The sequence below is a fragment of the Nitrosomonas communis genome, assembly GCF_001007935.1.
In the GTDB taxonomy this organism is placed as follows: domain Bacteria; phylum Pseudomonadota; class Gammaproteobacteria; order Burkholderiales; family Nitrosomonadaceae; genus Nitrosomonas; species Nitrosomonas communis.
Window position 1 is genome coordinate 3129425 of sequence record NZ_CP011451.1, and the last position, 15074, is coordinate 3144498.

Annotated in this window: 13 protein-coding genes and 1 pseudogene; 3 read left to right on the plus strand and 11 right to left on the minus strand. The window is 41.5% G+C overall.

Going from position 1 to position 15074, the window contains the following annotated elements; genetic code table 11:
* Positions 1-843 precede the first annotated feature (843 nt).
* Positions 844-1518, minus strand: coding sequence for a response regulator (locus AAW31_RS14150; protein ID WP_046850729.1), 675 nt, complete (start codon positions 1516-1518; stop codon positions 844-846).
* Between the two features lie 11 nt (positions 1519-1529).
* Positions 1530-3626, minus strand: a complete 2097-nt coding sequence (locus AAW31_RS19160; RefSeq protein ID WP_052752272.1) for a sensor histidine kinase — start codon at positions 3624-3626, stop codon at positions 1530-1532.
* Between the two features lie 415 nt (positions 3627-4041).
* Here AAW31_RS19160 and AAW31_RS14165 point away from each other — a divergent pair, with 415 nt between their 5' ends.
* Positions 4042-4668: a hypothetical protein gene (locus tag AAW31_RS14165; protein WP_046850730.1), complete on the plus strand. Its 627-nt coding sequence runs from the start codon at positions 4042-4044 to the stop codon at positions 4666-4668.
* 309 nt (positions 4669-4977) lie between these two features.
* Here the strand turns inward: AAW31_RS14165 and AAW31_RS20915 are convergent, their stop codons facing one another.
* Positions 4978-5142, minus strand: a complete 165-nt coding sequence (locus AAW31_RS20915) for a transposase (RefSeq protein ID WP_144412980.1) — start codon at positions 5140-5142, stop codon at positions 4978-4980.
* A gap of 26 nt (positions 5143-5168) precedes the next feature.
* Positions 5169-5594 (minus strand): hypothetical protein, encoded by a 426-nt coding sequence (locus AAW31_RS14170; protein ID WP_046850731.1) that lies wholly within the window; start codon positions 5592-5594, stop codon positions 5169-5171.
* 371 nt (positions 5595-5965) lie between these two features.
* On the opposite strand from AAW31_RS14170, the gene AAW31_RS14175 reads away from it, so the two are divergent.
* On the plus strand, positions 5966-6346 hold the full coding sequence (locus AAW31_RS14175) for a hypothetical protein (protein ID WP_046850732.1): 381 nt from the start codon (positions 5966-5968) through the stop codon (positions 6344-6346).
* 692 nt (positions 6347-7038) lie between these two features.
* Here AAW31_RS14175 and AAW31_RS14180 read toward each other — a convergent pair.
* The 7 genes and pseudogenes from AAW31_RS14180 to AAW31_RS14210 form a co-directional block, all read right to left on the minus strand.
* Positions 7039-8538, minus strand: a complete 1500-nt coding sequence (locus AAW31_RS14180) for a hypothetical protein (protein ID WP_235264388.1) — start codon at positions 8536-8538, stop codon at positions 7039-7041.
* A 554-nt stretch (positions 8539-9092) separates the two neighbouring features.
* Positions 9093-9329, minus strand: coding sequence for a hypothetical protein (locus AAW31_RS20920; RefSeq protein ID WP_046850733.1), 237 nt, complete (start codon positions 9327-9329; stop codon positions 9093-9095).
* A 265-nt stretch (positions 9330-9594) separates the two neighbouring features.
* Positions 9595-9795, minus strand: a pseudogene (locus AAW31_RS23770) (helix-turn-helix domain-containing protein); the annotation flags it as partial.
* A 286-nt stretch (positions 9796-10081) separates the two neighbouring features.
* Entirely contained in the window at positions 10082-10312 is a 231-nt protein-coding gene (locus AAW31_RS14190) for a hypothetical protein (RefSeq protein ID WP_046850734.1), read from the minus strand.
* 758 nt (positions 10313-11070) lie between these two features.
* Positions 11071-11466 (minus strand): hypothetical protein, encoded by a 396-nt coding sequence (locus tag AAW31_RS14195; protein WP_046850735.1) that lies wholly within the window; start codon positions 11464-11466, stop codon positions 11071-11073.
* Positions 11467-12125: 659 nt separating this feature from the next.
* Positions 12126-13187, minus strand: coding sequence for an IS5 family transposase (locus tag AAW31_RS14205; RefSeq protein WP_046848937.1), 1062 nt, complete (start codon positions 13185-13187; stop codon positions 12126-12128).
* 186 nt (positions 13188-13373) lie between these two features.
* Positions 13374-13754 (minus strand): KGG domain-containing protein, encoded by a 381-nt coding sequence (locus AAW31_RS14210; RefSeq protein ID WP_082110470.1) that lies wholly within the window; start codon positions 13752-13754, stop codon positions 13374-13376.
* A gap of 434 nt (positions 13755-14188) precedes the next feature.
* Here AAW31_RS14210 and AAW31_RS14215 point away from each other — a divergent pair, with 434 nt between their 5' ends.
* Positions 14189-15067, plus strand: coding sequence for an IS982 family transposase (locus AAW31_RS14215; protein WP_046850737.1), 879 nt, complete (start codon positions 14189-14191; stop codon positions 15065-15067).
* Positions 15068-15074 lie beyond the last annotated feature (7 nt).

Below are 15074 nucleotides of genomic sequence, written 5' to 3' on the forward strand. Positions count from 1 at the left end.
TCATATATACCGATGTAATACCGGCGTGCCAGGATGAAGGCGCACCTTCGGCAATATAATCACGTATATCATGATGGGCACCAACACCAATTGTGGCAATAGATTTAACATGGCCGGCTCAGCCCTATTCCTGCTTATGCCACCCACTCAAATATTACTCAATAGTATTTTATATGATTTGCCGAAATGCCGAGCCCTTTGAATAAAGGAGATCCTGAAAAGCCCCGCAAACCGAGAGAATTAGATATAAACTTTATACAAAATTACATGCTGACGATTGGTTCTGTCGGCTCAATGTATGATTCCGGACTCGCTGCGTCACGCTCGCAGCACCAAAATCATACGAAGCGTGGTTCCAGATTGGCTGGTTTATGGAATCACTATACGTTCATGTACTGGTGACCTTCATTATAAATGGAATTAATCGTAATATTCTTTTTGCTTGTAGCGTTTACTGCCATCGTTCCATTTACTCTTTTAGGGTCATACCTTGGTTTCGTTTCACTGCTACTCAGTTCTATTCACTTTTAGCAGCGGTGGCCATGATTCACTTTGTAATAGTTGAAGTTATCAAGAGAACAAGAGAAATTTTATCGATGGGATTACCCATGCGTCGATTGGTGAAACATAAAAGGGACTCAATGGAAGAAACTTAATTCCAAATTCGATAAGACGCTTAAATGCATAATAGTCGAGATAGTCGAGAACTTTCCTTGATATGATTTATGTCACTAGGGCAAAGCTGACTAAACCAAAATAGTGTGTTGACTAATGTCATCCAGTAAATCAGAGTTGAGGAGTTTACTGAAATCACGCTCTCCTTGTTCATTAGGTCACCTAAAGCTATCTATGAACCTGATCAATAGGTTCTTCTGAAAACCAGCGAGTGGCGTAGCGTATCAAATCAGCGCCATTTTTCAAATTCAACTTAGTGCGGATATTGAAGCGATGTGTTTCGATCGTTTTAATGCTACGGTTAAGTAGCGTGGCAATTTCTTTACTACTATGTCCACATCCAATCAAATGCAACACCTCAAACTCACTCGGCGTTAGACTATTAATCAACTGCTCATGCTCTGGATGCCCTGCTACTATGCGATTCAGCAACTTTGCATTCATTTCTTTGCTCAGGTAAACATTCCCTTTCAAGACTTCACGGATAGCCGTAAGCAAAACTTCACCCGGCTCCTGCTTCATGACATAACCTGAAGCACCTGCCCGCAAGGCACGCTCGGCATAAACCGTCTCATCATGCATCGACACAAACAATACTGGCAATGCGGGTTTCAACGCATGCATATATTTAATTACTTCAAAGCCTGAACTTGTTTTGAGCGTGACATCCAATAAAACAATATCAACCCTATCCGCTTTCTTGAGTAACGCCAAGGCCTCATTCCCATCGCCAACCTCAGCGCAAACCTCCAAATCCGGCTCCAAATTTATGAGCATCGCCATGCCATGGCGTAACATGGCATGATCATCCACTAACATTACCTGTGCTTTTGAATTCGTCATATTAAATCAGTTTAAATAAGTTGCATTTCCAAACGCACTTCCGTACCCCCTTCTGGACGCATTAATATTTCTAACTTGGCACCTAGCTGCTTTGCACGATATTGCATAATTTTAATACCCATTCCCTGGGTCACTTCATGCTTTTTATCCACCTCGACAATACCGCTTCCATCATCACATATGGAAAGGGTAAGCATTCCTTCTTCAAGGTTCAAAAATATTCTTAGAGATCGTGCTCCACCATGACGTATTGCATTATTAGCAGCTTCCTGTGTAATTCGATAAAGATTGAGTGCAAGATTATTATCATTAGTAATAGCTTCATTTATAATAGCTTCATTTTCACACACAAATTCACAATCAATCATATAAGTCGAAGCGATTCTCGACGCAAGAGCTTGTAATGCCGCTACCAAACCATTTGCTTCCAGTTCAAATGGTAGCAGTCCCTGAGCGAGTTGTTTGATTTGTACTACAGAAGCCTGGGCTTGCGATGCAATGGAAGCCGCAACGCCTGCCAGATCATCTTTTCCTAAAGCAAAGATTTTTTTCTCCAATGCTCTGGCCTGATAGCCAATTGCAGCAACCCGTTGCCCCAGATTGTCATGCAATTCCTGCCCGATGGTATGCGCCTGCTCCTCGGCAACAAAAACCAACGCTTGTTCCAACCGTTTGCGCTCAAGCCAACCTGCCAGATCGCTTGCAATGGCATTGATAAGTTTTTGCTCCTCAATTACTGGGAATGTTTTGTCTTCTGAATAGAATAAACGTAATTGGCCGCAGACCTCATCGTTGACGATAATTTCAGATAAATAGGTACAAAAAGAGTTTCGATCCTTATGCCAATGATAACCAGCAATCTTATCGGTGATTTTAATCTTTGATCGCAAAGGGTATATAAAACCGTGATCATACTTGCCAGAAATGTATCGCCAGCCATAAAGCTCAATGATGGCAGTCGCTATTTTCGGGAATTGCATGGCTGGAATCAAATGCTCAAAAATATTCTGGCAAACATTATCAATTGATACATCTAATCCCATACCACGACGAATTTCATAAAGACAGGTGATTTCTTTCAGACGTTTACGTAATTCTAATTCCTTATGACTCAATTCTATCGAAAATAGCTCAGCCTTTTCTTTAGCTTCTTGCGCTTCCCGCCTGGATTTAATCAGTTTACGCACAAACCAGTTTAATAGCAGTATTTCTGCAGCGATCAATCCCGCAAGATATAATATGACAAATTTTAATTGCTCAGCTGCTGGCCTAAGTAATTCTTCCTCATCCAACTTCAATACCATGCCTAAACCAATCTTCTCTAATGGAGCATATGCCGCAATTACTTGCATATGGCGATAATCTTTTACAGCCATAACCCCACTTTTTCCTGTTAATGCATTATTTATCGGCAACAGCTCATCTCTCGTTGCCTGAAACAAATGTTTGAATTTGACACCATCCATCTGACTCATCAGACAAGCCATTTCTTTCGCGCTATCCCCTGGAGCTGGAGGTGCGCATAACATAAACTCCCCAGTTTCACCAATTGATCTTATTCCACTAAATCTACGAGTCAGGTACGGCAAAAAACTCTCTGTCGTAATTCTGCCAATGCGATGCCCATCCTGGTCTAACACATCTTCACTAGTGCGCAAAATAAATTGATCATCCCACAAGAGAAAAGTGTTATTTTGTATAGTCAGCGGTAACGAGTGAGTTTGTTTATCAGAAAAATGGCCTACCTGTGACAATACTCTCCCGTGCACATCATAAACGATAGCAGCCGAAAAACCGATTTGTGTTAATGAATTAACGTTGCGATCAAGGTCGTGCAGTGCATTGAAGTTGTCCGGTTGAACATTAAGCTGCTGGATTGGCTGAATCATGAAAGGCCGCATGGCTAGCGCACGTGTGTCCGCGAGACCTTTTTCAATTTGAATCTCGAATAAATACGTTTTGCCTTCTAATACTGCACCCAGTCCTCTACCGAGTGCGGATTCAATCTGGCGATGCATTACATCATAAACTGCAATGCCTGTTGTCAGAGTCAACCCTAGCAGCAATAGACCGCCAATAATACTGATGCTTCGGTGTTCACGAATCATAACCAAGTCACCCGTTTTGTTTTTTTATGTTTATTTGGCTTAATATCATGTGCTTATATGCAAGGCCAGTAAATATAGGGTGTTAAGGCTATCACGGTTAGAATTGTAGGTACAATTACCATACAACTTCAGAGAGGAAAGTCAGCTTTAATATTACAAATAATTAGAAATTGATGACTAAAGATTCTTCTTTGAAGCATTTGTTCCCATAAATATTTGGGTATAAGATTTATCGCAAAAATAAGGCAGCTAATATTCATTGCCTAATTCCATTTCTAAATCAATCATGACGCGAAAACGAGCCGCAGACAGTATTAATCATACAGCAATGTGAAACCGACAAAGCCAGTTTTGATTTAGAAGTGGAATAGTGAGATTAAAAAATATACATAGTCTATAAAGAAAAATAATCAATATGAAAAAAGCTGTACTCGTTATTTTAATGACTACTTTGGTACTATCTGGTTGCAGCACAACTTATTATCTTGAAGGCGCAGAATATAAAGGTAAGAAAAAATATATCGCAGCGAGAGCTGCGATGCATACCCGCTGTATCGAAAGCACCGAACCGCTTCCTACGCCGCTTATTGAGCGAAAGCTCATTGCTTTGATTCCTTCTCAGGAATTGATCAATACAACTATTTTAACGAATCTTAAAGCGATTTCCCCGGATTATCCTATGACCAGGGAAGACCTACGTTATGATCCATTATATTCAGGCGTTAATGAAAATTTCAAAATGGTAGTTGAACTGATAAAAAGGAAAAATTTGTATCAAACAGTTGAAATGATTGAGTACGAAAATTTATCAATCCCCGAAGCTAGCGTAGATACCGATATATTTCATGTTGTGCTGGCTACTGCTACCAACCGGAATGATCGATATTACCTCACCAGAGAAAAGAGAGGAAAGCTAAGAATCGATTATGGCGCGATAAATCCGCCCTGTGTGCATGAGCGCGTTAGCTTCATGTACGTGACTCAATGTGAAACATTCCGTGATAATTTGCTATCTTCTCTTCAGACGCTTGCCTTGCAATAACGCGTTAATATATAACCGAACTTGATTGCTTTTAGGTTAATTAAAATAACATGGGTGCCACAGCTTTGGACGAAACAATCGACCAACAGATGAGTGACAAGCTATGCCACCAGCCAAGCGGTTTCTGGGCAAGACAGACGAGGTAATTGAAGATTAACTTAGAGAGTCTCTGATTTTGAATTGCAAATAATTATCCAAATGGAAAAAACTAGTCCAGAATACGACTTGCTTGCGCGGTATCTGTAATGTAATAGCTATAGCGATGCCGGGTTTTATCCTTCTTCATGCGCAAGATAGTGGTTATAGTGGTTAGTAGTGTTTTGTCACATGGCAGCGACCACCACAAAAGGGTCGATTAAGCTCAGCAATATTCTTCTGACTGATATAAAGCTCACTATCCAGCGGGAGAAACACTTCTTCAGTAGTATAACTTATCGTCAGAACCTGTTGACCCTTGACGGTACGCCCCGTCAATTGATCAAAATGACTGGAAATCCCTGTTATCTTTTACCACGCCTTGTTTTGACTGAATCATCCAGCACAAAAGCTTTCATCTCATGGCCTTCAAACTTATGTTCTATCACGACTTGTCGTGCAATCTGGTAGTGTAGGCGTCGCCTACTGACATCTTCCCACTTGAGATAATCATACATCACATCTTTTCGGGCATCGCTGAAACTTTGCATGGATTTGCGGGAAGTCATGTCAATCGAATCAACCTTTAACCACACCCACATTAACAACCAATAAACAACTTGCGTAAATGTCACCCCCGAGCACTTATGCAAGCCAGCGCGATGCAGCAAAATGACTACATACAATTGATTCCGCAATGATGCGAAAATATTATCAATCTGCAGTTCCGACTGGTCAAATAAATCACCAATTAAACTTGGCAAGCCTAATCGTTTTGTATCACGATTCATCAAAGCCCTCTTGTGGTTAGTTAAGTTCGTCAAGCAAACTATATTTTACCACTTAGGAGGCTTTTATTTTATGTTAATCAATTGGTTATAATGATCTCTTTACCAAAAATGAATTCCAATACTTAAGTAAGAGATAATGACGAAGCATAAACTCGTCATTATCTCTTATTTGACATTAAGCTAATATGCAATTATACTTTCGTTGCTTTTGCCAAGAATCATCAACACGTATAGTATTACAAATCAATGTGTTGGAATTATTTTTTAGTATTATAAAAAGTAGTTTTAAGGAGAAACACAAATTCACCTAGTCCAAAACATAATTCGTTATGTTTATGTCAGAGGTATTAGTAGTGATATATTACAAATATATGCAAAAACAATTATTCATTAATTCTGTCATCCTGATATTTTTCGTGAGCATGCTCACGAATACATTTGGGTGGTCTTTTAATGATAAGGTTTTTGCTCATGAGTTAGATCATCACTACCGTGCTTCTTTGTTTTCCGCTGATCCACAAAAGCATATCGATTTGCATGTTGCTCTTGGCGACGATAATGGAGTGTTGGATGAAGCAACTCATTTATGTCTTCATGCAGCTGGACAATTCATTCCCTTATTCTTTAATGCACCCTTAACTATAATATCTATTCCCGCTAGTAAAGAAGTTTTAGCTTCACTTACTTCCGTTACCGCTCCAGAATTTATTCTGGATTCCTTATTTCGCCCTCCAAAAAACTTCGCAAGCTAGACGACTTCAAGCCAAGCCAAATGTAGTCTTTGATGTTGCCATAGCGACTATGGCCGCTCAAAATAACGCTGAGCACTGAATTAAGCTGACTTTTAGAGAGTATTTAACAATAATTTGATTTTTTGCCATATAGTTGAAATCATAATTTCAACTATTGTATGAGTCTAATGTACCAAAGGTACTAAAGCGATTTATCAGGCAAAGAATGAGCGCTAGTCAGCCACTATTTAGTTCGCAAAGAACCTCGTGGGAAATAGCCGGTTCATAGCAAATGTGCTATCGTCCTTACGGTTCTCTATATCAGCAAAACTGGTGGAACTTAAATTAATATTTTAGAAAGGTTGTGTTAATGAAGAAGTTTTCTATGAAGAAGCTAGCCCAGGTAATCTATATGTAGGCTCACGTTATCAGCTAGCTCAGTTAGCGCGAGGAATAATAACGCACGGTTGTTAACCTTTTTAAGCACTTATAATAATTGTATTCAGCCGATAGTAATGGCTATCGATTATTTCAGCGGCAATGTTTATCTCTTTAATTACGAGAATGATAAACTAATAATATAGGTGAATGACAGGATCATGCTTATCAAAACCAAAGCTCAACACAACAAAACTATGGTTAATTTTACAAAAAGATAAGCATGAACACCCTCCCTTGAGGGAAGGTGTTCATTGCTGATGAATGCAAGAGTTTTATAGCGCTGCTAAGAAAGCGACAAGATCTGCTCTCTCTTTTGCGGTAAGGCCGATATTAAAACGATTATTGTAAAACTCAACTACTGCAGGCAAATCAGCAGCTGAACCATCATGGAAATATGGTGGTCGTGATGCTACAGAGCGCAGAATAGGTCCTTTGAAACGATCAATATCTTTCCATTTACCTGTAACCAAAGCGCGTCCCGGGTCGGTTGTCTGGATCGTTTCACCGGTCTCTTTGTTTCTCAGGGTATAGAGCGGCATATCCGGTGTACGGCGTGAGGCATCAGAGATACCGATATCCAGCGGCACCGGTGTAGAATGATTGCCAGAATTAGGGGTGTTATGGCATGTCGTGCACGTACCTGCAATTACGGGCTCGTCTAAATCATCATTAAGCCCCTTAACACCGGTGATATTGATAGGTTTTGTATTAAATAACGCTTGACCGCGCGCAATAGCAGCACGCGCCTGCGTAGTCCTTTTTGCTGATCGAGTGCGTTTATTAAAACGATTCCAACTATCATAAAGCGACATCGCATTGGGATTAAAAGCCGCACCAGTTTGATAATCACCTTCTATAGTATCATTTATACCAAAATAATAATCTTGTTCCAAAAGTGCTTGAGGACCACCGCGTGCTTTCTCTGCGGTTAGAGAACCTGCCTCATTATCCTCTATCTGTGCGCTGAACAAACTTAATTCAAAATCCACGATCGCTTTTCGCTCCTCTGCGCTCAAATCATTCAACGCTTCAGCATGACCTAAGGTAGCATTGTTGGATTGAGTATTTAAATCTACAGATACAGGAGAAAAACAATGTACAGTTCCAACAATACAATTCGTAGAAGTCAGATCCTCCGTAGTTTCCCGACTATCCCACATGACAGAGCTTAAAAATTTAAGATTGGTACTTGGCATGGGACGGCGGAACAAAGACAGTTCGGTTTCGCTTGCAAAACCGTAAGGATCATCAACATCTGTTAATTCAAATTCTGCGTTAGCAGGAATGCCGATCCCTACGCGTATATTTGCTTTATTCAGCAGCATGCTGTAAGCGTTGCGGCGTTCTTCAAGCGTTAATTGATCCGGATGAGGAGACTCAGGATTATTCGCGCCATCTACCGGCCTAAAGAGTGGATCTAACCCTTCTGTTTTTTCGAAGAGCTCTTGCACTCCTGTGGGTGTAATCGTCCATCCCTGCGAAGAAACATGACAGGAAGCACAGCTACGGCCATTAGATCCAAAACTTTTAAAAAATGGATTATCAAGATCTATAAAACCGGCAGTACTAAATGTTGCTTCGGTACCATGGCTATTCTTCACACGAAGCATATTTGGCTGGTGATTTGAGCTGCTATTGCTTTCCTCAGAGGCTGTTCTTTCCTCAGATGCTGTTCTTCCCGCAGATGCTGTTCTATCTGCAATTACTGGCGCTGCTAGCAACAAAAGTACAGCGGATAATGTTTTCAATTTAATTTTATATTTACTACTCACTACATACTCCTATGATTAGAATCAAATTAATTTGCAAAAATCTTGATGAACCTAAATTTTCACCAAGCACCAAAATCAAGCCGAAAAACTGAAGAATAGCCTTACAACTTTACTGACGACTAAGATTTTGAGATTGTGATTCTTTTTAGTATTAATTGATTAAATAAAAAAACAACAACTACTAATAAAAAGAATTAGTATTAGCGTTATGCAAAGCACTATTCATGCCATGATATATTAATCGATATAAATCAATAAGTTATTTATAGTAAATAGAAAATATAAAGAAATAATTGTCACTGTCATACGACAATCAAAGTTGGTGTTTCATATAACCGTTTATTTTTAAACAATTTATTTTGTATAAAATTAGAGACATATTACTATAGCGTCGCATAACCAGTTAATTTTTAGAAATTTATTTTGTCTTTGTTAAAAATTCTTGAATTCAAGTAATAAGTGCATAACCCATCAATTTTTCAGCATCTGTGCCTGATAATTCGCGTAACACTTCGTAAGGCGTCCTAAACCCCAAGCACTTTCTTGGCATGCTGTTAAGTTTGTGGACAGCCTCCAACACCTGCTGGGTAATCACATCCAGCAGCCCACTGCTTTGGGAAAGTACTGTCGTAACAGCCCGTTGGCGTTCTCGTTCTGGCCACGCTCCCACGAGTGGCAGGATTTGGCAAAATAGGTTTCACATCAATAGCATCCGCCACCTGTTCATGCTTAGCAAACTCCTTACCATTGTCACAGGTAAGGGTACGCACCCTGTCCTTGAATACACCCATCAGGGTGGATGATCCTGTATGTCACCGCCTCTGCAGTTTTATTTGCCACTGGTTAGTGCGCTCTTGTGTCCCTTGCCAATCATGGTGTCTGCTTCCCAGTCACCTAACCGTTCTCGTCGGTTTGCTACCTCAGAGTGTCTATCAATATCTATCCGATTGGGAATGCCCTTACGGCTGCGTGTGAGGCCACCATAGCGTTTGCGGTATTTCCTCGCATGGTGGCGTAAATTCAGGCACAGCTGACCACCTGCCGCCCGTTTAACCTTTAAGGCATGTTGGTAGATGGTCTCATGGCAGATACTGGCCCAGCCTTCCTGTTCGCTTGCGCATGGCGGTAACGGCGCATCCCTGTGTTCCGCGCAAGTTCCCGACTAATGGTGGATTGAGAACGGTTCATATCCCGTGCTATCCGACTCTGCCAATCCCCATGTTTCAGGCGTATTTCGATATAATTCCTTTCCGTAAGGGTAAGTTGTGTGCATAAGCCATAAGATCTCCCGTCAGTGGTATGTCGGAATGCCTTTTACCATACCTTGCTCTTGACTGCCTCGCCTGGCATGCATCTCAGCTTGATAAACAGGTTATGTATTTAGGATACGAATTCAGCACTTATAACGATTGGGAATATTTGCGAACCTTCAGCGATTTAGTGGAGAGGTTTCAAAATCGAATAAACAGGAGAATTTGAGCATGGCACAGCCGATATTTTGAAAAATTGCTTCAATATGCTGGCATTAGAAGCAGATAATGCTCTAATTTACCTGCCAAATGCTTGAGGAGCAGGAGCAGACATCAAACATCTGAATTTCTATGTCTATGGCAATAGAAGAAGCAGACTTTGGTAGCACAATAAACTCAAGGATCAGTTGGGCAATGAGAACAATTTTTCTATCCAATAATACTTTGAGCATATTGCGGAACAAAACAGCATCAATGCTTTCTTCACTTTTACCACAAAGAGAAAACGCACCAGCTTCAGGCAAGCCGTAAATAGGGGGGGCAATAGATTTATGATTTATCTAAGCCAGAATGAGCGGATTTATTTCTTAAAGGATAAATAACTCAACAAGAAAGACGACAAATTCATGACTAAATCGCGGCTTCAGATTAACCAAGTTTTTGCTGTCACGAACTAGCGTTCGAGATTTCTATCAAGTAAAAGAAGAGAGTTCTACGAATTATCGCGCTTACTGTACCAGCAACTGAAGCAATATTTTGTCGGTTATCGGGTAGACTAAGAAAAGATTAGAGATATAGTGCCTAATTCCATTTCCAAATCAAACATGACGCGAGGGCGGGCCACAGACAACATAAATAATACGGCAAGTTGATGCCAACAAAGCCAGTTTTAATTTAAAAATGGAAGAAAACTTCTAAGAAAACTACTTCGGCTCATTCTAAAATAACTCCAAGGCATTAGAATGGTTGATGAAATTCGAACCCATGACAATCGGAATCAGAAATTGGATAAACCAAAAGAACCAGCGCAGTCCATAATACATAAATGAATACTTATTCTGACTCACTTTAGTTTTTTGTCATTTTTTACCCATCAGTGCCCCACTATTTATTTTTTTACCAATCATCTGACCGATAATGGCGATAATCACTATTATCCGTTCATTCGACCATATCCAGGGCCAGGCGCAATAATCGTTGGCAGATTAGTTGCCTCGTACGGGTTTATTTGGAAATCATCGGAAAGCCCTGAAGTAGGGCTTTTCCGCAAGACTAGAGTGGTTTAATACCGGCTACCACCCCCGGTTCCCGAAGGAGCTCCCGTTCCTCCTGATCCCGGAGTACCTGATGGTGATCCATAGCCACCTCCGCTTGATCCACCACCTGAGGTGCCAGAAGAGCCCGTGCCCGGTGTAGTGGAGCCTGGCGTACCTGGCGTGCCCGGCGTGCCCGGCGATCCTTGTCGTTGAGTAGAGGTTGACGATGAATCCCTTGATCCTGACGTGCCGCCGCTACCCCTCATGCTGCTGTCGCCCTGGCTAGCTCCTTGGTCGGACATTGAACCACCTGGCTGCCCAGATCCACTGGTTTGCGCTTGGGCAAAACCCACTAAGCCTACAATCAGGCCTGTCATTAGAACGGATGAAGCGAGATTTTTAACAATAGAAAAAGTTTTCATGTTTTATTCCTCCATATCACATTACACATCACAGCAAACTTGCTGTCCTTATACTCTACTCCGGCGTTCAGCAAATTACTGTTCGCTAGCCCACAGAGCAAGAATATATTTCAGCACCCAATTGATTAATATAAGAATAAGAACAAAACATAACCATACTGAACGCATGATTATCATCGATAGTAAAAGAATTTGGCAGTTTGTTTGAGTGTGGATCAAATATATACCCAGAGTTTAATACGAAATTTGGCTTGAAGAGAGAGCACGGTATCTGCTTTAAAGGCATACAAAGAAAGACACAGACTTGTTTGTGTTATTTCAATTCGCATTAAAAAATGAAGAAATCAAATAAAATAGCCATGTATTATGAGGAAAAAATCATAGCAGGAAGAGTGACTCACCATATTGAAAAAAGACACCTGCAATGTGATAGCTATTATTAAAAAAATGGCTCAATTAAACATAATAGAGAGCGCCCTCTTAAGCTCCAAATTTTGCCAACACATCATTTCTAGGGCACCTCTAAAAATACCTAAAAAAAGCAAATCAATTCAACCAGGAGGGCAATTTCACTTGATTCTCAAAGTTTTTCTGTCCAATAATTAAATTTTTCTAAATTCAAGGTGATTCGGGTTGTTATCTTCTCGTTTTTGCTCCCTTTAAGCCATTTCGGGCGCACTAACCCTATCGAAACTGAAATACCCTTTTCGAATCAGCGTCGCTACACGCTTGATGTTATAGACGAGGTTGAGTAAGCCTATTTGTACTTTTGCTCTCCCATAACCTATGGTACGAATCGTGATTCCGCCCAGTTCATTCGTCATCGAACCAAACACATGCTCTACTCGTGCACGCACCCGTGATTTCTCTTTGTTACTGGATTTTTGTGCTTGCGTGAGGGGATGATTGCGAGCGCCTTTTTCATGAATCTGACTCGTGTATTTTGAGGTGACCAGACTTTCTTCCTGTGCATTGCTGCGGTATGCTGAGTCCGCATAAATATCTGCGCCTCCCACTTCAGGGGATTGCAGCACTTCTTCCAAAACCTGACTGTCATGAATTTGCGCTGAAGTAACTTCCCATGTGGTTATCAGCTTGGTATCGCGATCCATATTGACGTGATCTTTGTAACCATAAAACGATTCGCTGTTCTTCTTCGTCCAACGCGCATCAATGTCTTTTTGCGCCAGTTTGTGGGGATTCTGTCCCCATTCAATCGGAACGGCATCTTCTTTAATCATCTTGTTTTCTTCACGTGTATTGCGTTGTTTAGGCACACTCACAAAGGTCGCATCAATGATCTGACCTGACTTCAGTTCTACCTCCAACTCTCGTAAACATTCATCGAATCTTGCAAACAGACGATCCATCAGATGGTTCTCTTTCAACTCTTCCCGGAACGACCACATGGTCTTTGCGTCAGGCACTACCCCTGCCAGACCAAGTCCCAAAAACCGCATGAAACTCAACCGGTCCCGGACTTGATACTCCAGCCGATCATCTGACAGATTATTCATTCTTTGTAATACCAGCATTTTGAATAGCATCACCCGATCAAAGGGTTTGCGGCCTGCTTCACTTTTCCGGGGCTTCGTCGTTGTCTCTGCAAGAAGATCAGCGAATAGATTCCAATCGATTATGCGATTCAGCTCTTCAAGCGGATCATTTAACTTACTTAGCTGAGCATATCGATTGTCAAGGTCAAAAAAACCGAGTTGCATGGTGAGGACTCATATCGGGGAGCATAATCTCATTATTATACATTTGAAACAACGTGTTATCCTGGACAAATCAAGAAAATACTACTTTCTCCTAACGCGCCTCATTTTATAGCTTGAATTTTTAGAGGCGCCCTCTATATTTCTATGCTTAGCACGAAGACAACGAGCAGGCGAATCTGCTCGTTGTTATTGCTGATTAGCGATTTTTATGGCTTTGCCTGCCTGCTTCCGCATGCTGCTCAGATGTGCCGCCACGAGTAGAGGAAGAGATGATTTACCTTTATCCTCGGAGTCGCCTTTACCACGCGAATATCTACCTTTGCGGCCCGCCTCACGCGCTTCTTCCGAGCTAAATTCATGGGCTGTAACTTTTTCATGGGTAGCATGACCTCCTTTCCTGCCTGCTTCGCGTACTTCCTCCGAGGTAAACTCATGTGCAGCACCCTTCTCGTAAGCTGCATGGCCGCCCTTGCTCGCAATTTCACGCTGTTTTTCTTCGTTTATGGAAGCAAAACCACGCTGGCTGGTGCCCTTGTTGTCCTCATCCTTTCCTTTATTCGAAGACATAATACCCTCCTATTCGATAAGTTCAAAAAACACTCATGATATGTTTGGGTTCTTTATCTCTGATTTGATAAAACAAAGATTAATTTAGAGCACTCTTCGAATCGGGCTTTATCTGTACGTAAAAGCACATAAGCCTAGAATTAAAGCTTGAATACAGGTTGGGATTTTATCTACAAAAAATTCAATGCCTTGTCATCATGTTACAAGTGGGGCAGGATCTTGAATGCGCTGAACATTGATCATGATTAGGAGTGGAAATTTATTGAGGACAGCTCCTAATCCCCTTCCCAAATCAAAAATGCGGCGAAGACGAGCCGAAGACAGTATTAATAATAACGTGAGTTCGACATAAGAAAAGCTGTAAAAGAAACCTGAATTCCTTATGATGAAATGGTTTTGCAAAAGAATTTCATCATGAGAGGAGTCAGATTTCCATGGATACTACAACGATTTTTTGTGAGAGTGACGAATTTTGTAAAGAGTTTGAGCCGCAATGGGAGCAGCACTTATTAGAGTCATCGCTGAAACAGCGTCGGCGGCAAGGAGCGCTGTGTCTAAGCGAAATCATGACCATCATGGTCGGGTTTCATCTATCCGGCTACCGGACGTTTAAACACTATTACCTGAATTACGTGTTGAGGTATCAGCGCGATTATTTTCCAGGGTTGGTGAGTTACCACCGCTTTGTGGAGCTGTTGCAAGGTAGCCTGGTGCCTTTGTGCTGTTTTCTGACCAGTCGCTTTGGGCAATGTAGTGGGATCAGTTTCATTGATTCGACTAAGATTAGTGTGTGCCATAATCGCCGTATTGGGTCTCATCAAGTAATGGCAGGGTTTGCTGCCCGGGGAAAGACCAGCATGGGTTGGTTTTATGGATTCAAGCTGCACCTGGTCATTAATGACCAGGGAGAATTGCTAGGGGTAAAAATAACGGCGGGCAATGTGGATGACCGTGACCCGGTACCAGAGGTGACGCGCTCCTTGTTTGGCAAACTCTTCGGTGACCGGGGCTACATTTCGCAATCACTCTTTGAGCAACTCCGCGAGCAAGGTGTGCAGCTCATCACCAAAGTACGCAAGAACATGAAAAACAAGCTGTTGCCGTTGTTTGACAAGCTGCTGCTACGTAAACGTTCGATCATTGAGAGCGTCAATGACCCATTGAAGAATATCTCGCAAATCGAGCACTCCCGCCATCGCAGCCCAGTTAACTTTTTTGTTAATCTGATAGCCGGATTGGTGGCTTACACCTTTCGCGAGAAGAAACCCTCACTTAATATCAGGCTCCCTCAAGCTCTTCCAGTCGTGATTTGATGATTCT